Origin of the sequence: Vibrio sp. JPW-9-11-11, assembly GCF_013369335.1 — a bacterium.
Classification (GTDB): Bacteria; Pseudomonadota; Gammaproteobacteria; order Enterobacterales; family Vibrionaceae; genus Vibrio.
The window spans coordinates 451,515-473,704 of record NZ_SZQJ01000005.1 but is presented as its reverse complement, the minus strand read 5'-3'; the positions used below and the strand labels follow the sequence as shown (position 1 = coordinate 473,704).

General features: G+C 47.2%; 20 protein-coding genes. 14 read left to right on the top strand and 6 right to left on the bottom strand.

Annotated elements, in window-relative coordinates; genetic code table 11:
- Window positions 1-8: 8 nt before the first annotated feature.
- The 4 genes from FCU94_RS07935 to FCU94_RS07920 all read right to left on the bottom strand — a co-directional run bounded on the left by FCU94_RS07935 (window position 9) and on the right by FCU94_RS07920 (window position 5,428).
- Window positions 9-1,619 (bottom strand): endonuclease, encoded by a 1,611-nt coding sequence (locus tag FCU94_RS07935; protein WP_176287997.1) that lies wholly within the window; start codon window positions 1,617-1,619, stop codon window positions 9-11.
- A 198-nt stretch (window positions 1,620-1,817) separates the two neighbouring features.
- A complete protein-coding gene (locus FCU94_RS07930) occupies window positions 1,818-3,179 on the bottom strand; it encodes an L-serine ammonia-lyase (protein ID WP_176287996.1) in 1,362 nt (453 codons plus the stop codon).
- Window positions 3,180-3,274: 95 nt separating this feature from the next.
- On the bottom strand, window positions 3,275-4,528 hold the full coding sequence (locus tag FCU94_RS07925; protein ID WP_176287995.1) for an aromatic amino acid transport family protein: 1,254 nt from the start codon (window positions 4,526-4,528) through the stop codon (window positions 3,275-3,277).
- Between the two features lie 297 nt (window positions 4,529-4,825).
- Window positions 4,826-5,428 (bottom strand): CoA pyrophosphatase, encoded by a 603-nt coding sequence (locus tag FCU94_RS07920; RefSeq protein WP_176288358.1) that lies wholly within the window; start codon window positions 5,426-5,428, stop codon window positions 4,826-4,828.
- 82 nt (window positions 5,429-5,510) lie between these two features.
- On the opposite strand from FCU94_RS07920, the gene FCU94_RS07915 reads away from it, so the two are divergent.
- Both FCU94_RS07915 and FCU94_RS07910 read left to right on the top strand, forming a co-directional pair.
- Window positions 5,511-6,053, top strand: a complete 543-nt coding sequence (locus tag FCU94_RS07915; RefSeq protein WP_176287994.1) for a heme NO-binding domain-containing protein — start codon at window positions 5,511-5,513, stop codon at window positions 6,051-6,053.
- Window positions 6,054-6,057: 4 nt separating this feature from the next.
- Complete coding sequence (locus tag FCU94_RS07910) at window positions 6,058-7,758, top strand: response regulator (protein WP_176287993.1); 1,701 nt, start codon at window positions 6,058-6,060, stop codon at window positions 7,756-7,758.
- A gap of 13 nt (window positions 7,759-7,771) precedes the next feature.
- On the opposite strand, the gene pabB is transcribed toward FCU94_RS07910, so the two are convergent.
- On the bottom strand, window positions 7,772-9,148 hold the full coding sequence (gene pabB, locus FCU94_RS07905) for an aminodeoxychorismate synthase component 1 (RefSeq protein ID WP_176287992.1): 1,377 nt from the start codon (window positions 9,146-9,148) through the stop codon (window positions 7,772-7,774).
- A gap of 170 nt (window positions 9,149-9,318) precedes the next feature.
- Here pabB and FCU94_RS07900 point away from each other — a divergent pair, with 170 nt between their 5' ends.
- From FCU94_RS07900 to FCU94_RS07855, 10 genes are all read left to right on the top strand, one after another.
- On the top strand, window positions 9,319-10,842 hold the full coding sequence (locus FCU94_RS07900) for a fumarate hydratase (protein ID WP_176287991.1): 1,524 nt from the start codon (window positions 9,319-9,321) through the stop codon (window positions 10,840-10,842).
- Window positions 10,843-10,965: 123 nt separating this feature from the next.
- Window positions 10,966-11,151 (top strand): hypothetical protein, encoded by a 186-nt coding sequence (locus FCU94_RS07895; RefSeq protein WP_176287990.1) that lies wholly within the window; start codon window positions 10,966-10,968, stop codon window positions 11,149-11,151.
- Between the two features lie 119 nt (window positions 11,152-11,270).
- Entirely contained in the window at window positions 11,271-12,647 is a 1,377-nt protein-coding gene (locus tag FCU94_RS07890; RefSeq protein ID WP_176287989.1) for a YcjX family protein, read from the top strand.
- Window positions 12,644-13,684: a YcjF family protein gene (locus FCU94_RS07885; protein ID WP_176287988.1), complete on the top strand. Its 1,041-nt coding sequence runs from the start codon at window positions 12,644-12,646 to the stop codon at window positions 13,682-13,684. Before FCU94_RS07890 ends, FCU94_RS07885 begins: the two co-directional genes overlap by 4 nt.
- Before the next feature lie 100 nt (window positions 13,685-13,784).
- Complete coding sequence (tyrR, locus tag FCU94_RS07880) at window positions 13,785-15,329, top strand: transcriptional regulator TyrR (RefSeq protein ID WP_176287987.1); 1,545 nt, start codon at window positions 13,785-13,787, stop codon at window positions 15,327-15,329.
- Complete coding sequence (rimJ, locus tag FCU94_RS07875) at window positions 15,329-15,907, top strand: ribosomal protein S5-alanine N-acetyltransferase (protein ID WP_176287986.1); 579 nt, start codon at window positions 15,329-15,331, stop codon at window positions 15,905-15,907. Before tyrR ends, rimJ begins: the two co-directional genes overlap by 1 nt.
- A gap of 2 nt (window positions 15,908-15,909) precedes the next feature.
- Window positions 15,910-16,497, top strand: a complete 588-nt coding sequence (locus FCU94_RS07870; RefSeq protein WP_176287985.1) for an HD domain-containing protein — start codon at window positions 15,910-15,912, stop codon at window positions 16,495-16,497.
- A 19-nt stretch (window positions 16,498-16,516) separates the two neighbouring features.
- Complete coding sequence (locus tag FCU94_RS07865) at window positions 16,517-16,990, top strand: DUF2947 domain-containing protein (RefSeq protein WP_176287984.1); 474 nt, start codon at window positions 16,517-16,519, stop codon at window positions 16,988-16,990.
- A 287-nt stretch (window positions 16,991-17,277) separates the two neighbouring features.
- Window positions 17,278-17,445: a hypothetical protein gene (locus FCU94_RS07860; protein ID WP_176287983.1), complete on the top strand. Its 168-nt coding sequence runs from the start codon at window positions 17,278-17,280 to the stop codon at window positions 17,443-17,445.
- Window positions 17,446-17,602: 157 nt separating this feature from the next.
- Complete coding sequence (locus tag FCU94_RS07855) at window positions 17,603-18,250, top strand: GTP cyclohydrolase II (RefSeq protein ID WP_176287982.1); 648 nt, start codon at window positions 17,603-17,605, stop codon at window positions 18,248-18,250.
- Between the two features lie 93 nt (window positions 18,251-18,343).
- Here the strand turns inward: FCU94_RS07855 and punR are convergent, their stop codons facing one another.
- Window positions 18,344-19,255, bottom strand: a complete 912-nt coding sequence (punR, locus tag FCU94_RS07850) for a DNA-binding transcriptional activator PunR (RefSeq protein ID WP_176287981.1) — start codon at window positions 19,253-19,255, stop codon at window positions 18,344-18,346.
- Window positions 19,256-19,400: 145 nt separating this feature from the next.
- Here punR and punC point away from each other — a divergent pair, with 145 nt between their 5' ends.
- The gene (gene punC / locus FCU94_RS07845) at window positions 19,401-20,597 is read left to right on the top strand and encodes a purine nucleoside transporter PunC (RefSeq protein ID WP_176287980.1); all 1,197 of its coding nucleotides are present in this window, start codon (window positions 19,401-19,403) and stop codon (window positions 20,595-20,597) included.
- Window positions 20,598-20,880: 283 nt separating this feature from the next.
- A complete protein-coding gene (locus tag FCU94_RS07840; RefSeq protein WP_176287979.1) occupies window positions 20,881-22,143 on the top strand; it encodes an imelysin family protein in 1,263 nt (420 codons plus the stop codon).
- The last annotated feature ends 47 nt before the right edge of the window (window positions 22,144-22,190 follow it).

Genomic DNA, 22,190 nt, shown 5'->3' with positions numbered 1-22,190 from the left:
CCTATTCTCTACTCTCCCCAAATTTGAGTTACGTACTCTGGGTGGTCTATAAAAGGGTTGCGATTGCCTTGAAAGTCAAACACAGCCTGATTGCGGTCGCGCTCTTTTTGACTGACCGGATCGGCGTGGTGCCAGCGTTTCAGCATAGTCAGTAACCAGGGTTCAAATACACGAGTCTTAGTTCCATCTAAAACGGCATCTGAATTGGCACTATTTCCTTCCCATCCTGCGATCACATCCTCATAGCGTGTGGCCATGTAGAAGTAAGCGCGGGCAAAGTCACCTTTGAACTCATCGATTGGCTCGAAGACAGTCCCCTGGTAGCCGAGTGTGCTTGCTGCACTACCAAGCTTTGAGCCGTTGCTCGATATGTAGCTGGCACTGCCTACTTCACCAAATGGCCAGTTACTGCGTTTTGAATTTACAAAGCCGTCGGTTGCATACAAATGGTGACCATCGGAATTCATAGGTTCGACTTTGCCTCCAAACCAACTCTTAGGGAATGAGTGCTCGCGGTTATAGCAATCGCCTTCATTGCGGTACTGACCACATTGATTGGTGACGGCGGCAAAATTGACACTGTCTTGTGTTTCTGGTTTCTCTGAATAGACGTCTAAGATTGACCCGTCTTGTTCGTAATACTTATCGATATCGGCTTGTTTCACTAATTGCCATATTGCTGAGTAACCACGGCTATTGTGGTCTTTTATAATTTCGTGCAATGCGGTTTTGAGTTCATAACCTGTCTTGTTTTGCGCTGAATCGTAGTAGTTGTCTGTTTCGTCAGGAACTGTTTGTCCGAGTTTGAACGTCGTTGATTGGCTTGATTGAAATTCACCACCACTCGCGAGAAGCTGTTGTGGGGTGCTCAGTTGATAACTACCGTCACCAGAGCCACAGCAAATGCCGTCGCCATAGCTGTCAAAGATGGTGAAGGTGTACTCACCATCAGGCAGGCAAAAGGATTCAGTATAGCGGGTGGTATTTTGATAGCTATCTCCTGTCGCGATGCTTTGAGACTCACTATTGAGTAGTTGCCAACGCGTCTCCGCCGCGTATTGGTCTGTTGTCAGCGACAAGGTGACAGAGTGGCTTTGGCAACTGGACGTTGGAGGCGTGGTTGCAGAAGTATTCGGTTGAAACGCGTCGACATACACGAGCTCAGAACCATCAAAACCGTTCACATCGTAAAATCGTAGCCCGACTTGAATCTCTTTATCGACACTCGCGACGTATTGATGGTTAATGGTTTGCCACTGATCCGTTTTGTTTTCATTTGAGTAACCTTGGTAGCCATCAACGATGAGGCGAGCTTTTACGCCACCTTCAGTGTGATACACCGCGACTGAAAAAGGATAAGTTTTACCTTGTTCAACTTTGACCGTCTGTAGCAGGTCAGTATTACCTTGAGTGGTGGTATTAACCGAAACTTGAGCTGCGATACCACCAGAGTAAAGCTGTGTGGACGATGGAGCCGTGGTAATGCCTGAGTCAATCACCGTCCATTGGCTCGGCGTGTTACCGCTCCATTGCTCAAAGTCGCCATTTAAAACAGAGGCATGAATGGTGGGAGAGCAGATCAAAGCGAGTAAGGGTAGGGAAAATGTTTTATTTATCATACTGTTTCTCATTGGGTGAAAAATCACCAATAAGATAATGATAAATCTGCTCAATAAATCTACCATAGATCCCACTTTAATATGAATGAAAGAACATTTAGTACAATTTTATGCAGAGGATCTCACGTTTATTGTGCGGTAACTGGACACAAAAAAGCCCAAACAAAAGCTTGGGCTTAGTATTGTCAAAACAGTCGTTTAGCAGATAACTTTCACGGCCAAGCCGCCTTGTGACGTTTCGCGATATTTTGCGTTCATGTCTTTGCCGGTCTCTAACATGGTTTCGATAACCTTATCCAGAGACACCGTCGGAGCAGAAGAACGGCGTAGCGCCATACGAGTCGAGTTGATCGCTTTTACTGCCGCGATACCGTTACGCTCAATACAAGGAACCTGAACCTGACCTGCTACTGGGTCACACGTGAGACCTAAGTTATGCTCCATGGCGATTTCTGCCGCCATACACACTTGTTCAGGGCTACCGCCCATGAGTTCAGCAAGGCCCGCTGCCGCCATTGAACATGCGACGCCCACTTCACCCTGACAACCGACTTCAGCACCAGAGATAGACGCGTTTCGCTTGTACAGACCACCGATTGCGCCAGAAGCGGCGAAGTAACGGATGTAGTCTTTCTCAGTCACTGTTTGGATAAACTTATCATAGTAAGCCAGTACCGCAGGGATGATGCCGCATGCACCGTTGGTTGGCGCGGTAACCACGCGGCCACCTGCAGCATTTTCTTCGTTTACAGCAAAAGCAAACATGTTGACCCAGTCAACCACAGACATAGGATCGTTGGTGGTTTTCTCTGACGTTAACAGCTGCTGACGAAGTGCAGAAGCACGACGAGGCACACGCAGTGGCCCCGGAAGAATACCTTCGGTATTCATGCCACGTTCCATACACTCACGCATGGTTTTCCAGATGTTAGCAAAGTAAGTGCGAGACTCTTCGTCCGAGTGCAGCGCCGCTTGGTTTTTTATCACTAGCGTGCTGATAGAAAGGCCACTTTCCTTACATTGGTTCACGAGCTCTTCGGCCGTCGTAAACTCGTAAGGCGCTTTGACTGGGTTCTGTTCTTCTTTGCCAAAGTTTTCTTCATCGACGATAAAGCCACCGCCGATAGAGTAGTAAGTTTTCGAGTATGCTTTCTCTTCACCAATCCAAGCATGAATTTGCATGCCGTTTTCGTGAAGTTCAAGGTTGGTGGTATGGAAGTTCATACCGCCTTCTTTCGGGAACGATACTGTATGACAGTGCATGCCAACAGGAAGGCGCTCAGTTTCCTCAACACGAGCAATAAAGCCCGGAATCGAGTCGATATCCACTTTTTCAGGAGTATTGCCAGCAAGACCCATGATGATTGCGATATCTGTGTGGTGACCTTTCCCTGTCAGTGATAGTGATCCATAAACGTCCACGGTAATTTTGGTGATGTCGCGCAATTTTCCCATTGAGCGTAAGTCATCAATAAACTCTTTACCCGCTTTCATTGGTCCAACAGTATGTGAACTTGAAGGACCAACACCGATCTTATAGATGTCAAAAACACTAATCATATCGATTACCTCAAAAGTAAGCCTCCCAAGGGGAGAGGGAGGCTTTTTATTATCGTTATATTCTTGGTTTAATCAGACTTAAATCAGTCTAAAGATTAAAGAGCGCCGTAGATTACAGAAGTAATTGCCGCAAGACCACAGATAGTTGTGAAAATCTGCACAGGCGCAGAAGTTTTGTACTTCGCCATTGCTGGTACTTTCTGCATCGCAAATACAGGCATTAGGAACAAGATAGCGGCAATCATTGGCGCGCCCATAGTTTCAATCATGCCAAGGATGCTTGGGTTAACGATAGCGACGATCCAAGTGGTAACAACGATGAAGATTAGCGATGTTTTTTCAATCTTGCTTACTGGCGTTTCAGAGCGAGACTTGATTAGACCAACTAGACCTTCATGCGCACCTAGGAAGTGACCAAAGTAGCTTGAAGTAATCGCAGCGAATGCAACCAGTGGACCCATGTAAGAGATTAGTGGAGATTCGTGAACGTTCGCTAGGTAAGAAAGAACAGAGATGTTTTGTTCTTTAGCCATTGCTAGCTGCTCTGGAGATAGAGAAAGTACTACAGAGAATACGAAGAACATTACGAAGCCCATTAGCATCATCGCTGCACCACCCGTGATCGCATCAGTTTTCTTAACTGCGTCATCACCGTGTACACGACGTTGCTCTTTAGAGAACTGAGAGATGACTGGGCTGTGGTTGAAAGAGAACACAATGATTGGAATGGCTAGCCAAACAACAGATGGCATAGAAGACCAGTCTGGTGCAACAGACATCATTGAGCTGTTCCAGTCAGGGATTAGGTAAAAAGAAAGTGCTAGCAGGATTGCAACGAGTGGGTAAACCAGTGCAGACGTTGCTTTTAGCATTAGCTCTTTACCAAACACCACGCCCGCAGTCATCGCAGCGATCAGCGCACCAGACAGTAGCCAGCGAGGGATGGATTCCATGCCCATTTGGTTTACTAGGAACGAGTCAACCGTGTTTGTGATACCAACACCGTAGATAAGAACGATTGGGTAGATAGCGAAAAAGTAAGCAAAAGTAATAAGGTTTGCGCCAGTCTTACCAAAGTGTTCTTCAACAGTATCAGTGATATCAGCTTCAGGATTTTTTGCAGAAAGTACGAAACGAGCGAGAGATTTGTGTGCGAACCAAGTCATTGGTGCCGCGATTAGAGCAAGGATAACTAATGGCCAAAAACCGCCAGCACCCGCTTTAATTGGAAGGAAAAGTACGCCAGCACCTACCGCAGTACCAAAAAGCGACAGACACCAAGTGAAGTCTTTGTAAGTAAACTTACTAGACGATTGTGCGGAAGAAACCGCAGATGTAGTTGTATTCATGTTGTGATACTCATTTTTGGGAACAGGAAATAAGTCGGGTGCAATTTTGCAGAAATTTCTTTCATGAAAAGTAGATCTAAATCATGAATTGATAAGAGTTATAATAGGATATGTCAAAAATAGGTTTTTGCTCACGAAAATGATGTGCTACTAGTGATTTATGCTAATTCGTGACATTAGAAAAACTAATCTTGTTATGAGTTTGTTTTATCAATGCTGTAGGAAACCGTTTGCTTTATTACTGAATATTTTTACTAATGTGACAACTTATCAACAGATTCCTACGTTTACGTTTCATTACTGCATGATTTGCTTTTGCATTGCGTCGATAATTTGTGCTGTCATGCCCCAAATGAAGTGGTTTTGGTAGGAGAGACCAAAAACGCGGTGAGAGTGATTGTTAATGTAGAAGCGTTCGCTGTGCAACTCACCAGGGTTGAGAACGATCCTAGCAGGAACCTCAAACACCTCGTCGACTTCGTTACGGTCAATTGCTGGGCGATAATCTGCATCAATAAATGCCATAAACGGAGTAACGGTGAAGCGGCTCACGGTCACAAGCTCTGGTAGCTGGCCAAAAATGGAAATCTTACTGTGAGCGATCCCGACTTCCTCAAAGGTTTCACGCAGCGCGGTAGTCGCTAAGTCGCCATCACTGCGCTCATATTTTCCGCCAGGAAAACTGACTTGACCCGGATGGTGTTTCAAGTGACGAGCTCGGCGAGTGAACAATACGTTGAGCCCACTGTCTCGTTCTACGAATCCAATCAGGACTGAAGCTTTGCGTAGCGAAGTGTGTTCAAGGTGAGCAACACGTCTTAATGCCTCTTGATGATAGTCAACAGTTTGGTGTAGCTGAAAACGCTGTATCAGATCACTTTTATTCAGTTCCAACAAGATGTTAGCTCCGTACTCATTTGAAAATATTCATAATGTGACTCATGCTTTTAAAAGCAATAAGTCAGGCAAGGATCGCACAATAATGAAAGGGATTATCTTTACCGAATTTATGGACTTAGTCGAACAAAAGTTCGGTCTCGAAGAGTTAGATACCGTTCTATCCCTGGCGGGAGATGACGGGGTTTACACCGCCGTAGGAAGCTACGACCATCGAAACTTGGTCAAACTCATCGTTCAGCTCAGTCAGAGAACCGGGATTTCTGCTCAAGATTTACAATGCATTTTCGGTCAATCTGTATTTCACAACCTTTATCGTTCCTTACCTAGTAATAGTAGTCTACAAACCTGTCATTCTACCTTTCATTTCATTAAGTTGGTTGAAGATTACATCCATCTCGAAGTAAAAAAGCTCTACCCCGATGCGAACCCGCCTAAGTTTAACTTTGTTTCTGAATCGGAGACGGAGCTGGTGTTTGATTACCTCAGTGCACGGTGTATGTCACACGTTTGTCTAGGGCTTATCCAAGGCTGTGCAGAGCACTATCAACAGAAAGTGACGGTTGACATGCAGAGCTGCGTCGACGATGGCAGCCAAGTCCGTTTTACAGTACGTTTAGTGGAGTAAACCCATGGACCCCTCTTCTGCGTTAGAGAGAAAACTGGCTCGGGAGAAAGCGGCGCGCCTACAAGCTGAGCAATTGCTTGAAAGCAAAAGTCTCGAACTGTATCAAGCCAACCAGCAGCTTGAGTTGGTCCTCAACCAGCTGAAATTACAAACCCGTAATGACTTGCACAAAATTGAGTTTGAACAGCACCTTAATGAGGCCTTGATTCACTTTGGACGTGCTTTTTTAAGAAGAAGCTTCGACGACGGTATGATCGCGAGCTTATTGGAACGCTTAGAAGCGATGGCTGCGATCAGTGCCGCAAGCTTGACACTTGAACCGGGGCTTATTGCTACAGTCAACGCTCATCAATTTGGTCAATGTGTGCAACGCGATCTGACATCAGTGAAAGCCTATCCTGTTTGGCAGGATTGTCAGTTAATTCTGCCCCTTGAAGTGGAACGCCGTGTCGTTGGTCAATTGGTGGTGAGGATAGAAGACGACGACATTGAAAGGGATTTTGTGGTCAATCAAATGCTGTTGGTCGCCGAGTTAATGTGCAGTGCGATAAGTCGCCAATTAATCTTGATCAGCAACCAACAAGCGCGTGATAGAGCTGAAGAGTCTGAACGAGCAACTCAAGAATTTGTTGCGATGATTAACCATGAGTTACGCACACCATTAAATGGCTTGCTTGGGAGTGCTGAACTGCTTGCTGACAGTCAGCTGGATGACGAACAACAGGCGCTGCTGTCTAATCTGACCCATTCAGGTGACTTATTGCGCCACATAATCAATGACTTGCTGGATTTTAGCAAAATGAATGCTGGTATGATGGAGCTCATTCCGGCTCAATTTCAGTGGTCAGATTTACGTGACATGTTACTAGGCATTTTTGATAGTAGAGCGCGTGAAAAAGGAATTGTTTTCGACATCATTGAGCAGGATGGCATCCCGTCAGCAATGATTGGCGACTTTGAGCGGATAGGACAAATCTTAGTTAACCTTGTGGGTAATGCAGTTAAATTTACCCTACAAGGTACAGTGAGTTTAACGGTTGGCTGGAAAAACAACGCACTGCATTTGATGATCACTGACACCGGCGTGGGCATCAGTGAACAAGCGCAGCATGATTTATTTAACCCTTTTGTCCAAGCTGACCGAACGGCCAAACGCAACTTTGAAGGTACGGGATTAGGCCTAGCCATCTGCAAGAATTTGGTTGAACTGATGTCGGGAACGATGACGTTTAGCAGTGTACTCGGTGAGGGAAGCTGCTTTGAAGTTGAGCTTCCTCTTGAAATCTCAGCGGTGGAATCGATGAATCAAGCCACAGATACGGCCAATGAGCGTGGAACACCGTTTGACCAGTTGGCAGTGTTGGTAGTCGATGATATTCGTATGAATCAATTAATTATCAATCAGATGCTCAAAAAACTCACGATCAACCCAGATATAGCCAACAACGGTGTCGAGGCGATCCAAGCGGTGCAACATGGGCATTATGACTTAATTTTCATGGATTGCCGCATGCCTGAAATGGATGGGTTTGAAGCAACTCAGCTTCTTCGTGAACAAGGGTGCCAGCTACCCATTATTGCGCTTACCGCCAGCACTACCTTGAGTGAGCGCGAGCGGTGCATTCAGTCGGGAATGGACGATATTCTGACCAAGCCTTACACCGCGAAAGACTTAACTTTGATTTTGGAAAAGTGGACGCACTAACGCTTGCAATTCATTAGTGCTCAAAGTCTTGTAGTACGGGAAGAATACGACTCAGCTTATCCAAAGTTTCTTGATACTCACTTTCGCATTGACTATCGGCGACCAGTCCGCCACCTGCCCACACATACAGACGTTGGTTTTCTGCCACCAATGTGCGAATGGTGATGCTGGTGTCCATCGCACCGTGTCGACTAATGTAACCGATGCTGCCGCAATAAGCGCTACGTCGGTGGGGTTCGAGTTCTTCGATGATTTCCATTGCGCGTATTTTGGGTGCGCCAGTAATTGAACCACCCGGGAATGACGCGCGAAGTAGGTCGGCGGGGGTGTAGTTATGGTCCAGTTGAGCGCGAATGGTACTGACGAGATGGTGCACCGCAGGGAAGCTTTCGATGTCGAACAGTTTTGGTACATGAACCGTACCGGGCTTAGCGACTCGACCTACATCGTTGCGCAGTAAGTCAACAATCATTAGGTTTTCTGCTTGGTCTTTTTCGGCGGCGGCCAGCTCATTGGCTGCACTCTGGTCGCGCTGAGGATCGCTATGGCGAGGTCGGGTGCCTTTGATCGGCTTAGTCTCAATTATGCCCTGTTTTAACTGCAAAAAACGTTCAGGAGAGACGCTGATAATCGCGCCTTGTTCTGTGCGTATGAAAGCGGAGAAAGGACCTTGATTGACCTTTTCAAGCTCGAGATAAGCTTGCCACTCACTGCCGATATAAGTCGCTTGAAAACGCTGCGCTAGGTTGATCTGATAACAATCCCCAGAACGCAAGTACTCTTGGACTTGAGCAAACTTATGGCTATAGCTGCTGTGAGTCATGTTGGATTGCCAGTCACTGGTCAGCGAAAAATGCTCGCTAGCCGCGGCGCTTTGGCTCTGAAGCCATTGCCAACGTTGTTCTGTGTTGACGCCGACAACTTGTGCTTGCTGAGTTTGGTGGTCTACCACAATCGCCCAATCATACAGCCCAACAGCCATATCGGGCGTCGTTAGATCCTGCTCGGCCAACGTGGGTAGCTTTTCGACTCGCCTGCCCAAGTCGTAAGCAAAGTAGCCTAATGCCCCGCCAACAAAAGGCAATTCTCCCTGATAATCGATACCACTCAACAAGGATTGTTGCCAGAGGTTAAGTAACTCAAATGGGTCTTGCTGTGAGAGTGTGGTGTGGCCATTTTCAACGATGCGACTTTGCTGGCCGCAAGTGGTGATAGTGGCAATCGGGCGCGCGACCAAAATATCGAAGCGGCTATCAATATGCGAGCGGGACGGTGATCGCAACAGCATGGCCCAAGGTTGGGATTCAATCGCGCTGAAAAGCTCAATTGCAAGGCGTTCATGGTAAGGGATCAGCTTGATTTCTAAGCGATTTGAATTGTTGTTGTTCATTTGTTTAATTTGTGACAAAGAGATCGTTGCTACCGTGGCGTGTTGGGGAAAGCAAGAGTATCATATTGACCACAAAGGTCGCTACACCAGTGTTTTGCTATTATAAAGCCAATCAGCAAACGTTTGTGAGCGATGGCAAAAGGAAGCAAAAAAATATAACGAGGCATGCAATGACCGTAATTCGCCAACAGGACGTGATCAGCAGTGTCGCTGATGCACTTCAGTACATCTCTTATTACCATCCATTAGACTTTGTCCAAGCCCTAGAAAAAGCCTACCAACGTGAAGAAAGCCAAGCCGCAAAAGACGCGATTGCTCAAATACTGATCAACTCTCGAATGTCCGCAGAAGGTCATCGTCCAATCTGTCAAGATACTGGTATCGTGACGTGTTTCGTTAACGTTGGGATGGCCGTTCAGTGGGACTCAACAGACCTGACGGTTCAGCAGATGGTGGATGAAGGTGTTCGTCAAGCTTACACCAATCCAGACAACCCACTGCGTGCATCGGTTTTGATGGACCCGGCGGGCAAGCGTATTAACACCAAAGACAACACACCAGCGGTTGTACATATTAATATGGTGCCAGGCGACAAAGTTGAAATTCAAATCGCGGCCAAAGGCGGCGGTAGCGAGAACAAAACTAAGATGGTGATGCTCAACCCATCCGATGATATCGCGGAATGGGTGGAAAAAACCTTGCCAACAATGGGGGCGGGCTGGTGTCCACCGGGAATGCTCGGTATCGGTATCGGTGGTACGGCGGAGAAAGCCGCGGTATTGGCGAAAGAGTCATTGATGGAGCACATCGATATCCAAGAGCTTATCGAGCGTGGCCCGCAAAATGCTGAAGAAGAACTGCGTCTCGATATCTTTAATCGCGTTAACAAGCTCGGCATTGGTGCGCAGGGACTTGGTGGCCTAACTACAGTCGTAGACGTTAAAATAAAAACCGCGCCAACGCACGCGGCGTCTAAACCCGTTTGTTTGATCCCTAACTGTGCGGCGACTCGTCACGTACACTTTACTCTAGACGGAACTGGACCTGCCGATCTCACGCCACCAAAACTGGAAGAGTGGCCAGATATCACGTGGGAAGCGGGAGCCAATACGCGTCGAGTTAACCTCGATGAAGTCACTCAAGCTGACGTCGAGCAATGGAAAACCGGTGAAACCGTACTCCTTTCCGGCAAGATCCTAACCGGCCGTGATGCGGCGCATAAACGTATTCAGACCATGCTGGCTAATGGCGAAGGCCTGCCTGAAGGTGTCGATTTCAAAGGTAAGTTTATCTACTACGTTGGCCCAGTTGATGCAGTTGGCGATGAAGCCGTAGGTCCGGCTGGCCCAACAACATCTACACGTATGGATAAGTTCACCGACATGATGCTGGAAGAGACAGGCATTATGGGCATGATAGGTAAAGCAGAGCGCGGTCCTGCGACGGTCGAGTCGATTAAAAAGCACAAAGCGGTTTATTTGATGGCGGTCGGTGGTGCGGCTTACCTAGTTGCTAAAGCCATTAAGAAGGCGCGTGTGGTAGCGTTTGAAGACTTAGGCATGGAAGCCATCTACGAGTTCGAAGTGGAAGATATGCCAGTCACTGTCGCGGTTGACTCCAATGGAGCCAACGCCCACCAAATCGGCCCTGATACATGGAAAGTAAAAATCCAGGAGATGGAGTCTCAATCTTAGTTACGTGACTAACTAACGAGAAAATCACTGATTTAATTAGCAAATATTTGACAAAGGTGGCGCCAACGCGGCACCTTTTGTCTATATACTCTAATAAAAACAACTGTCAGGAGCTAACCTAACATGCCACGTTTCATTCAGATCTTGCAGCTTATCATCGCAGTGGTGGTCGGTGTATTTGTCGGCTATGACCTCATCTTGCACGGGATCAGCATTTTTGATGAAAAGTATGTGACCATCACTTGTGCGCTGTTCGTATTGTTAGAAATCGCGCTGTTTGTGATTTATAAGTTGATTGAAGACGATTAAATCATGCTGAACGCAACATGTTCCCTAAAGCCTCTGATCCGGTCAGGGGCTTTTTTGTTCATCTAAGATTAAGGTTAGTCGCCATAAGCTAGTGCGAATCGAAGTAATAGAGATTAGGAATGAAGCAACTCACTCAAGACATGAATGATCTAATCAGCAGAACCATGGACTCTCATGTGCGGGTCGCAGTTACGGGGTTGTCCCGAGCGGGAAAAACCGCATTTATCAGTTCGTTGGTCAACCAACTGCTTCATACATCCACTCACGATAACTTACCCCTGTTTTCTGCCGCCCGTGATAAACGTGTGATTGGGGCTAAACGCGTGCCCCAAAGTAATATGCTGGTGCCTCGCTTTGCTTATGACGAGGCGATGGACAAGGTCTATGCGACACCACCACAGTGGCCGGAGCCAACACGAGATGTCAGTGAAATTCGCTTGGCGATAAAGTATCGCCCTAAAAAGCGTAGTAAAAAGTTGTTTGCCAGTACGGCAACGCTTAATGTCGACATTATCGACTATCCAGGCGAGTGGTTGTTGGACTTGCCACTGTTGAACTTAAGCTTCGCCGAGTGGACGCAAGCGCAGTTCGATGCGTTAAAAGGTGTACGTGCCGAGCTTGCGACAGAGTGGCTGTCGATGATGGAGCAGTTCGAACCCAGTGCTCCGCTCGACGAAAAGCGGCTTGCCGAGATATCGAGTTTTTACACTGAATTTCTGTTTGCCTGCAAGAAAAAGGGGTTACATTGGGTTCAACCAGGGCGCTTTGTACTGCCAGGTGAGCTTCAAGGCGCGCCAGTGCTCCAGTTTTTTCCGTGTCAATTTGATGGTGATAAAAAAGTGCCCAAAGGCTCGAACCTCGAGATGCTTAGGGCACGTTATCACGAGTATCAACAGAAAGTGGTCAAAGCGTTCTATAAACACCACTTCGCCACATTTGATCGCCAAATAGTTTTGGTTGATTGCCTACAACCCCTGAATGCGGGGTTTGAGTCGTTCCGTGACATGCGTCATGCCCTAGAACAGATAATGCACAGCTTTCGCTATGGTCGTAGCAATCTGGTTAAACGCTTGTTTGCGCCAAGGATAGATAAAGTTCTGTTTGCCGCGACTAAAGCGGATCACGTTACCCCCGAGCAACACACCAATCTGGTCTCGTTGCTGCAGCAAATGGTCCATCCGGCGTGGCAAACTGCCGCCTACGAAAATATTGACATGCAGTGTATAACACTGGCTTCGATTCAAGCGACACAGGCGGGTTTTATCAACGATGGCGATAAATCGCACCCAGCCTTGCAAGGTGTGACCTTAGATGAACAGCCGATGACGCTGTTTCCAGGCGAGGTACCCAAGAAGTTGCCTCAACCAAGCTATTGGAACAACGCGGGGTTCGAGTTTATCGGTTTTCGTCCCACGCAAAGTGGCAGCGATGAGCCCTTAGCCCATATTCGCCTCGACAAAGCGTTGGAATATCTAATTGGAGATAAGTTGAAATGACCTCTACAGACAAAACATCGCTCAAAGCAAAGCAGGTGTTTGAGGAGCCCTTGCACACCAGCGCGAAAGAGCAAGACTTAACGGCGCAGCGCGCATTTAACAAGAGCGAGACGTTCGTCGCGGTGAGTGTCGATAACGAAACTTCGAGCGAAATAGAGCAAGGGATTGAGCAAGTGATACGGCCAAAAACGCGACGCCCATGGCTAACCACTGGGCTGCTGGGCACTTTCTCTGGTTTAATCGCTTGGCAAGCGGTCGATAGCGTAATGGTCTCGTGGCAAAATGGGGATTGGCTGGCGTTAGGCTGGGCTGGGTTTATCTCGCTGCTCGCCACGTTAGGCATCACCGCGATAGGCAAGGAACTCTTTAAGCTACGTCAGCTTAAGCGCCATTTCAGTTCGCAAGAGCGCAGTGAGGCGATGATTAAACAGCAAAGCGTCGGACAAGCGAGTGAGTTTTGTCAGCTGTTGGCAAGCCAAGCGGGTATCCAGCCAGAATCCCCGAGTTATGACCGCTGGATAAATAGTATCAATCCTTCGCACTCTGATGCGGAAATTCTTGATATGTATGACGCCATGGTAGTGGCCGAGCAAGATAAACGGGCAACAAAAATGGTGTCGACCCATGCGACCGAGTCTGCGGCATTGGTGGCGATAAGCCCTCTGGCGGTGGCGGATATGCTGCTGGTCGCGTGGCGCAACTTCAAAATGATCGATAACTTGGCACAGATTTATGGTGTTGAACTCGGGTATTGGTCGCGGCTTAAATTGTTTAAAGCGACGCTGATAAATATGGCCGCCGCGGGTGCAAGTGAATTGGCCATCGATGCAAGTATGGACCTGATGTCGATGGACTTAGCGGGTAAGGTATCGGCCCGAGCGGGACAAGGGCTCGGGGTGGGCATTCTGACTGCTCGCTTAGGCTTAAAAGCGATGGCGTTGCTAAGACCGACCCCATGGCACCCGGAGCGACGAGTGAGGCTAGGGGCAATTCGCAAGCAAATTGTCGAAAAAGTCGCCGCTATTAGCCTCAAATAGCGCGAATGTGACTCCTGCGCTATCAGTTTACTTGACGGGGATCTAGGCTTAAGGGAAACTACTGTCAACTTTTCGTGACACCTTAGTTAGGAACTCATCCGTGCGTCTAGAAGTTTCCTGTGAAGACAGACTGGGTCTGACTCGTGAATTACTCGATATCCTTGCGTCTAAAAACTTAGATTTACGCGGTATCGAAATTGATGTCAGCGGTATTATCTATCTCAATTGCCCTGATATTGAATTCGATACCTTTAGTGAGCTTATGGCGGAGATTCGCCGCATTGCGGGTGTCAAAGATGTGCGCAAGATTCAGTTTATGCCCATTGAACGACACAATAACGAACTGATTTCGCTGCTCAATAACCTCCCTGAACCAGTGTTGGCTATCGACCTTAAAGGCCACGTCGATATGGCGAATCACGCCGCACTAACCCTGTTTGGCTGCGATGAAGAAGCCATTATTGGCCACCAGATCACCACCCATCTGCCAAGCTTTAACTTCACCAAGTGGGTCGAAGGCAAAATAGCTCGTCAACGAGAAGAGATCGTGATTGGCGGGCTCGATTACATGATGGAAATCATGCCCGTTTACATTAGTGATGAAACCAATGAATCGGTTCTCGCCAGTACCGTGATGATTATCCGTTCACGTAATGAGAAAGGCCTGTTTGATGACTCGTTGCCAGTGCACAATAATCTAGGGTTTGAGCACTTTGTTGGCGTATCGAATAGACATAAAGCGTTGATGAGCCAAGCAAAAAAACTCTCGATGCTCGACCAGCCTTTGTTGATACAGGGGGAGACGGGTACAGGTAAAGAGATGCTGGCTCGCGCTTGCCACAACCGCTCTCATCGTGCGTCACATCCCTTTTTAGTGCTAAGTTGTGCGTCTATGCCTGACGATGTGGCAGAGACAGAACTGTTTGGGCATGCCCCAGGATCGTTCAACCATCAACAAGGGCACAAAGGTATTTTCGAGCAGGCTAACGGCGGGACGGTGTTTCTGGATGAAATCGGCGAGATGAGCTCTCATCTGCAGATCAAACTGCTGCGCTTGCTCCAAGATGGTACTTTCCGCCGTGTTGGTGAAGAAGACGAAATACATGTCGATGTGCGAGTGATTGCTTCTACTCGTCATCATCTTGCCGATCTGGCTGAGTCGGGTTCCTTCCGCGAAGACCTTTTCTATCGTCTTAATGTGTTGACTCTACACATTCCACCATTGAGAGATCGTTCGAACGATATCGCGCCCCTGTTAGACCTGTTTGTCGCTAAATACGTTAAGCAGTTAGGCATCGCCAAACCGAACATTGACGATCTACTTATTGATCAATTGGTCAGCTATCAGTGGCCGGGAAATATGCGTCAATTGGAGAATATGGTCTTGCGTGCATTGACGGAACTTGAGTCTGATCAACTGACCGCAGAGCTATTCCACTTGCCGCAGCTTGAGGCAACCAACGCCAACGCGCCAACGCTAAACCTCGACGGTTCATTGGATGAGATCATGAAAGAGTACGAGTCACAAGTGCTTGAGCGTTTGTATCAGTCTTTCCCATCCAGCCGTAAGTTGGCGAAACGACTTAATGTTTCTCACACGTCAGTGGCGAACAAACTCAGAGAGTACGGAATTCGGAAGAATTGATGGAACGTGTAACTACGCCGATGCAAATGTTTGAGGTCGACGACGATCTTATTGTTCGTACCGCGGAATCGACGGATGGGGAGTTAATCGCCAATTATTTTGTCGCCAATCGAACTCACTTGACGCCATGGGAGCCAAAGCGAGAAGAAGCATTTTATTCTGCTGCTGGTTGGACGCAACGGCTGATCAAGCTCAATGAACTACACAAAATGGGCTTGGGGTACTACCTCTTGATTATCGATAAGCATACTTCGCAAATGCTGGGAACCATTTCTTTTAGCAACCTGTCGCGCTTCCCATTTCATGCCTGCAACATGGGCTATTCGTTAGCGAAAGAAGCCCAAGGACGCGGCGTGATGACTCGGGCACTGCGCCTTGCTATCGACTATATGTTTGGTGTGCAGAATATGCACCGTATTATGGCGAGCTATATGCCGCGGAACTCACGCAGTGAGGCGGTATTGCAAAGATTGGGCTTTAAAAAAGAAGGGTTTGCTAAAGACTACTTATTAATTAATGACCAATGGGAAGATCATAATTTGACTTCCTTGGTCAATCCCGACTGGCAGAAGGGGTAAGAGTGGACAGACTAGAAAAACAACTCGCTCTGATTATCGAGCTTGATCAACTCAAAGCGGTATTGCGCCGAACACGAGTGAAGAGTGGAGAAGGGCGTTTAGAAAATAGCGCCGAACACAGTTGGCACGTGGCGTTGATGGCCGTGTTGCTGGAAGAGCACGCCAATCAACCGGTCAATATTACGCGCGTTGTCAAAATGTTACTTGTGCATGATATCGTCGAAATCGACGCAGGAGATACCTTTGTGTACGATGCTGCCGCTTCTGCTGAGCAGGAGCAAAAAGAGCGTCTAGCCGCAGAGCGTTTGTTCGCCATGCTGCCCGAAGATCAAGGCAGCGAATTGTTGGAACTGTGGCTGGAGTTTGAACATGCTCACAGCCAGGATGCGAAGTTTGCCAAAGCGTTGGATCGAATCATCCCAATGCTGCTCAATTTCCACAACCAAGGACAGAGTTGGCAGGAACTTGGTGTAACCCGAGAGCAAGCACTGACCGTGAATGCGAAGATTGAGCTGGGCTCGCAGGCCTTATGGCAAAAAGCACTACAGATAATTAACCAAGCTACCGAGAACGGATGGCTAAAAGCATAACGCTTTAAGAGGAAACTGAATGTCGTACCAACCTTTGGACCAATACCAAAGAAAATGGATTTTTACTCATCAATCAATGCCCGTTCCTGAGGGCGAACTTGAGGCGATTAAGCCGATGACTCAAGCTCGTTCGGCTCAGTTGTGGCAAGAAAACATCAGTGCACAAAGCCCAGACTCAGATAGATTGAGTTCGAGTGATTGGCCGATGAAAGAGTCGAACTGGAAAGAGACCGTTGATTGGATGGCGGCCTGGGAATCCGATGATCAGGCACTGCCACTGCCAGTGGTAGACTTTATCGATTGGCAAGATGACGTCACTGTTTATTTTTGCTACGAGAAATACAACGTCGTGGAAACGAAATGGTCGGTGTTCAAAAAGTATTGGAAAAACTTCTTGTTTTACGATGACGGCCCAATCCTCATTGGTCGTCGTCGCAGTGAAGCCTTGTGGTTTGATAGTGAGGGTAACGTGAAACTGGGTCTGCGTAAATGAGGCAAGCTGCCTTCATTGTTGTTAAAGCTTCGGCGTTGACGGTCAAACTAAAGAATAGATATTAATTGACGTTGAAATAGGTGATCGCATTTTTCTCCTAAAAGATCATTTCTGATCTACTAAGTATAAGAAATGTAAAGGGTATGTCCGTCGATAAAATGTGATTTCAAGCCCATAATTGAACCTATTTTTTGCATGGGAATTAGGATTTGTTATCATTTTTAAGACAAATGTACTCAGTGAGTAATTTTTACCCAATACCATCTTCTTAGGGAAAAGCAGTGGCCATGAACGTATCTCAATTACGCGAAGATTTTTATGCTCATCTTAGCGCTATTCAAGCGTATGCGCTGCCACAAACCAAACCGACTTTATCGTTCTTGACCGAAGAAGAGCTCAGGGAGTTAGAAGCTTGCTGGATAGAACTGTCAGTCTGGAAACACCAACAAGACTGAACAAAAACACCGAATGATATTAAAAAGAAACCTCGTCGAGTGCTTGACGAGGTTTTTTTATTGCCAGTAGAATAATTGTTATATTATAACAAAAGTGATCTTGTTATTGAATTATCGAGTAAGAGTCCCCATAGTTAACCTCAAAGCGGAGCATCGTATGAATGCGGCGACAGATATAACAATTACAGAAACCCAAGTGAGTAAGAATATGGCGGAAGTAAGAGCCAGAGTTGACTTCAAAGTCGGTATGCAAAGCAATATCGACGCGGAAATCCTGTCATTTCATGGTTTGAAGACAGACAAAGAGCATGTGGCAGTGATTTTTAAGCAGGCCGACCAGAGCCAATCCGCACCGCTTGTGCGCATGCATTCAGAGTGCCTGACTGGCGATGTATTTCACTCGTCTCGTTGTGATTGTGGTGAACAACTCGATGAAACCATCAACCGTATGGCTGAATCAGGCGGCATTATCCTCTATTTACGCCAAGAAGGGCGTGGCATTGGTCTTTACAATAAAATTGATGCGTACAAGTTGCAAAGCGAAGGCATGAACACATACGAGGCCAACAACCATCTTGGGTTTGGCGACGACCTAAGGGATTTCACCGAAGCGGCTCAGATGTTGACAGCCTTAGGTATCAGCAAGATTCGACTGGTCACTAATAATCCAAAGAAAGTCAGAGAACTGCAGCAACACGGTATCGAAATTGAAGAAGTCGTCAACACGTCAGCGCACATCAAAGACGGCAATGAAGGGTACCTCAAAGCCAAAGTTTCACATGGTAAGCACAAGCTTCACCTCTAACGCTGACTCATACTCAATGCTTTGAGATCACAAATGGATGACAACCCCACAGTGAAGAGGTGGGGTTGTTTTTCATCAAACCGTTGTGAGTCGCTATTTAGCTTGCAACCAATCTTGATACAGCTGCTCACTTGATCCTAAGTAGTCCACCATCCACTGAATCATTTTATGATTTTCATCTTTGCGCCAAACCAGACAACAGTGGCTGAGTGGTTTCTTTTCCGGTAGGATTTTCTCTACCAAAACACCTTCTTCGATTAAAGGCGCTGCAATGTGGCGTGGCATGTAGCCGACCCCCACACCATGCTTTAAACACTCAATCGCACTGTACCAGTTTGGTAACAGCAATCGGCGCTGTTGCGGGTAATGCACGGTATGGCGCTTAGGCAACACATTCGACGTGTCATCTAAGCAAATCGCAGGAAACTGGCTCACAAATGCTTCGTCGAGATGTTGCCGTTTGACACATGCATGACTCGATGACATGACAAACGCCCAGTCGAGAACTCCCATCGCTTTTACTTCAAAGTCGCCACCGACAGGTATCGCCGACGTCGCTCCAAGGACAATATCGGCGCGACCTTGGGAGATGGCTTCCCAGGAGCCGTTAAATACTTCCATATTGATCTGCAGTTCAGCATTGGGGAAGGCATGATAAAAATCTTCGATCAATGGCTTGATTCGTTCGAGCTTGACGACGTTATCTAGTGTTAGCTTCAACGTTTTTTGCCATCCTTGAGCTACGCGACGTGTCTGAGCTTTTACCTCTTCCATCTGTCGAAGCATTGTCCGAGCTTGGGTGAGAAAAAGTTCTCCTGCTGGTGTGAGCTCCACTCTTCTAGGCAATCGTTTGAACAGGACAACATCCAACTCTTGCTCAATTTGGCGAATGCTGTAACTGATCGCTGAAGGCACCTTATGTAGCACCTCAGCTGCGGCGGTGAAGCTTTCTAGCTTTGCAACCGTATCGACCAGTTCGAGCGAAGGTTGGGAAAAAGCACTCATATAAACCTTCAAAAATTTTGATTGATAACTATAAATTTTAGCGTTTCATTTTATCAAAAGTGACCGATAGACTACCAGAGTTAATAAAAAGGTTGGCGCCAACAGATAACTATCAATCAAATATTTTGAATGGAAAACTCATAGTATGTCAAAATTACAGCTTTTTTACTTAGCGCTTCTTTCTATGCTCGGCTTTATCGCCACGGACATGTATCTACCTGCATTCAAAGCGATGGAGGTCGACTTTGCCACTGGCCCAGAACAAATCGCTTTATCACTGACAGTATTTCTTGTCGGTATGGCAATGGGACAGCTTATGTGGGGCTTAGCGTCTGATAAGTATGGGCACCGTAATACTTTAGTGGCGGGTCTAACCTTGTTCACTATGGCTTCATTAGGGCTCGCTTACAGCGACCAAGTATGGCAATTGCTCACGCTGCGTTTTGTTCAAGCGATTGGGGTGTGTGCGCCCGCCGTGATCTGGCAGGCAATGGTGATCAAACGTTACGCTAGCCGTAGCCAACAAATCTTTGCCACCATTATGCCGCTTGTTGCTCTGTCTCCAGCACTCGCGCCACAGCTAGGTGTATTACTCGCTGACCATTTCGGTTGGAGCAGTATTTTCATTGCACTGACAGTGTTAGGTGTTGTGTTAATCGCAGCGACCATGGCACAAGAGGATCAAGCCGTCGAGTCTAAGCAGACCCGTATTGCTGACGACATCAAAACACTACTGAGTTGTAAAGTGTATCTTGGGAATGTGTTGATGTTTGCAACGGCCTCGGCCGCATTCTTTGCTTACCTTACGGGTATGCCTGAAATCATGGCCCAACTTGGTTATGAAGCCAAAGACATTGGTTTAAGTTTTATTCCACAAACGGTAGCGTTTATGGTTGGTGGGTACTTAGGAAAAGTCGGTGTGCGTAAATTTGGCGATGAGAAAGTACTCCGTCAACTGATTGGTTTGTTCAGTGTTGCCGCGTTATTAATATTCCTCGCTTCTCAATGGCAGCTGACGTCCATTTGGCCCATTCTTGCTCCTTTCTGTTTGATTGCTATCGCGAATGGAGCGCTATACCCCATCGTGGTTAACCGCGCTCTAGCCAGCGCGCAGCAAAGTCCAGCCACTGCCGCTGGTCTGCAAAACAGCCTGCAAATTACGGTAAGTAGCTTATCGAGTGCATTGGTGGCAGCGATGGCGAGTCAAGCTCAATTAGTCACGGGTGTGGCGATCATTACCTGCATGGGGGGATTATGGATTGGGTACATACTCTCTAATCGCGAGTTGTCCAAAAACTTCACAACACCAGACAACGCACGCGTGGTGAGTGAAGACGAGTAATGGCTGTCCAGCATTGACCAAGCATGATCGCTTGATGTGTCAATTGGTTTAACCATCACCCCCACTTTATGAGTGGGGGTTTGTTTTATGAGCGAAGGCAACCACGCTGGCCGCACTTGTCATTGAGAAACGCCAACATAAAGCGAGCGTATTGTTGAGTCATTTCTGTTTAATGCTTGCAAAAAAATTGTAACTTTGTATTATTTGCGCCTAGTAGTGCAAATGAGAATAATTAGCACTAGCAATACTAGATTATAATTAAGCTCAACAAGGATGCTTTTCAATGAATGTTAAATCTCTTCTGACTCAATCGGTCGCGGCCTCTTTATTGATGGCCAGCGGCTCTGTTTTTGCGGCAAACGTGACTAAACAACAAGTGGTTGAGCATTATGCAGATGTCGCCCACGCGGTATTCGCAGACTCTCTGACAACCGCGAAAGCGTTAGACGCTTCGATCGAATCATTTCTTGCTAACCCAACGGCGGCGAAATTTGAGCAGGTGAAGCAAGTATGGTTAGCCTCCCGTGTACCGTATCAACAATCGGAAGTGTTCCGCTTTGGTAACGCTATCGTGGACGATTGGGAAGGTCAGCTGAATGCGTGGCCGCTTGATGAAGGTTTGATTGATTACGTCGCTGCAGATTATCAGTACGAGCTGGGTAATGAAGGAGCGAGCGCAAACATCATTGCAAACCAAGAGCTTAAGATTGGTGCCTCAACATTAGATGTGTCGAAGATTACACCAGAACTTATTGCCGATCTAAACGAAGTGGGCGGTTCTGAAGCGAACGTGGCGTCTGGTTATCATGCGATAGAGTTTTTGTTATGGGGTCAAGACTTAAACGGGACTAACGCGGGTGCTGGTGCGCGTGCGTATACCGACTTTGTGGTTGGAAAAGAGTGTACCAATGATCATTGTGATCGTCGTGGCGAGTACTTAAAAGCCGCTGCGGATTTGTTAGTGCAAGACCTTGAGTGGATGGAGAAACAGTGGTCTGCCGATCAAAAAGGCAACTACCGTGAGGCGCTACTGAATGATTCGGCAGACAACGGTTTGCGTAAGATGCTATTTGGTATGGGGTCATTATCACTGGGCGAGTTAGCGGGTGAGCGAATGAAAGTGGCACTAGAAGCCAACTCAACCGAGGATGAGCACGACTGTTTCTCAGACAACACTCACAACTCTCATTACTATAACGAGCAGGGCATCTACAACGTTTATACCGGTCTGTACAAACGTGAAGACGGGACACTATTGTCTGGCCCAAGCCTTCATGACCTCGTTGCGCAAGAAGACGCACAAGCGGCTAAAGAGATTCAGAAGCAGTTCGATCTGACACGTGCTCAAGTAGGCCAACTGGTCACATCGGCTGAAAAGCATAACCAGTTCTTCGACCAACTTATTGCCGCTGGTAACACACAAGGCAATGCACTGGTTAACGACACCATCATGTCTTTGGTGGCGCAAACCGCACAAATTGAGCGAACCGCAAAAATTGTTGGTATCAGTAGCCTAAATCCAGATACCGCCGATCACGAGTTTTAATCGAGAATCAATAGTACGCAAAGGGCTCATTGGAGCCCTTTGCTGTT

What these genes read in the sequence shown, in the direction of transcription:
- FCU94_RS07935 (WP_176287997.1), bottom strand. Translation starts at nt 1,619, where the DNA reads ATGATAAATAAAACATTTTCCCTACCCTTACTCGCTTTGATCTGCTCT.
- FCU94_RS07930 (WP_176287996.1), bottom strand. Translation starts at nt 3,179, where the DNA reads ATGATTAGTGTTTTTGACATCTATAAGATCGGTGTTGGTCCTTCAAGT.
- FCU94_RS07925 (WP_176287995.1), bottom strand. Translation starts at nt 4,528, where the DNA reads ATGAATACAACTACATCTGCGGTTTCTTCCGCACAATCGTCTAGTAAG.
- FCU94_RS07915 (WP_176287994.1), top strand. Translation starts at nt 5,511, where the DNA reads ATGAAAGGGATTATCTTTACCGAATTTATGGACTTAGTCGAACAAAAG.
- FCU94_RS07910 (WP_176287993.1), top strand. Translation starts at nt 6,058, where the DNA reads ATGGACCCCTCTTCTGCGTTAGAGAGAAAACTGGCTCGGGAGAAAGCG.
- pabB (WP_176287992.1), bottom strand. Translation starts at nt 9,148, where the DNA reads ATGAACAACAACAATTCAAATCGCTTAGAAATCAAGCTGATCCCTTAC.
- FCU94_RS07900 (WP_176287991.1), top strand. Translation starts at nt 9,319, where the DNA reads ATGACCGTAATTCGCCAACAGGACGTGATCAGCAGTGTCGCTGATGCA.
- FCU94_RS07895 (WP_176287990.1), top strand. Translation starts at nt 10,966, where the DNA reads ATGCCACGTTTCATTCAGATCTTGCAGCTTATCATCGCAGTGGTGGTC.
- FCU94_RS07890 (WP_176287989.1), top strand. Translation starts at nt 11,271, where the DNA reads ATGAAGCAACTCACTCAAGACATGAATGATCTAATCAGCAGAACCATG.
- FCU94_RS07885 (WP_176287988.1), top strand. Translation starts at nt 12,644, where the DNA reads ATGACCTCTACAGACAAAACATCGCTCAAAGCAAAGCAGGTGTTTGAG.
- rimJ (WP_176287986.1), top strand. Translation starts at nt 15,329, where the DNA reads ATGGAACGTGTAACTACGCCGATGCAAATGTTTGAGGTCGACGACGAT.
- FCU94_RS07865 (WP_176287984.1), top strand. Translation starts at nt 16,517, where the DNA reads ATGTCGTACCAACCTTTGGACCAATACCAAAGAAAATGGATTTTTACT.
- FCU94_RS07860 (WP_176287983.1), top strand. Translation starts at nt 17,278, where the DNA reads ATGAACGTATCTCAATTACGCGAAGATTTTTATGCTCATCTTAGCGCT.
- FCU94_RS07855 (WP_176287982.1), top strand. Translation starts at nt 17,603, where the DNA reads ATGAATGCGGCGACAGATATAACAATTACAGAAACCCAAGTGAGTAAG.
- punR (WP_176287981.1), bottom strand. Translation starts at nt 19,255, where the DNA reads ATGAGTGCTTTTTCCCAACCTTCGCTCGAACTGGTCGATACGGTTGCA.
- punC (WP_176287980.1), top strand. Translation starts at nt 19,401, where the DNA reads ATGTCAAAATTACAGCTTTTTTACTTAGCGCTTCTTTCTATGCTCGGC.
- FCU94_RS07840 (WP_176287979.1), top strand. Translation starts at nt 20,881, where the DNA reads ATGAATGTTAAATCTCTTCTGACTCAATCGGTCGCGGCCTCTTTATTG.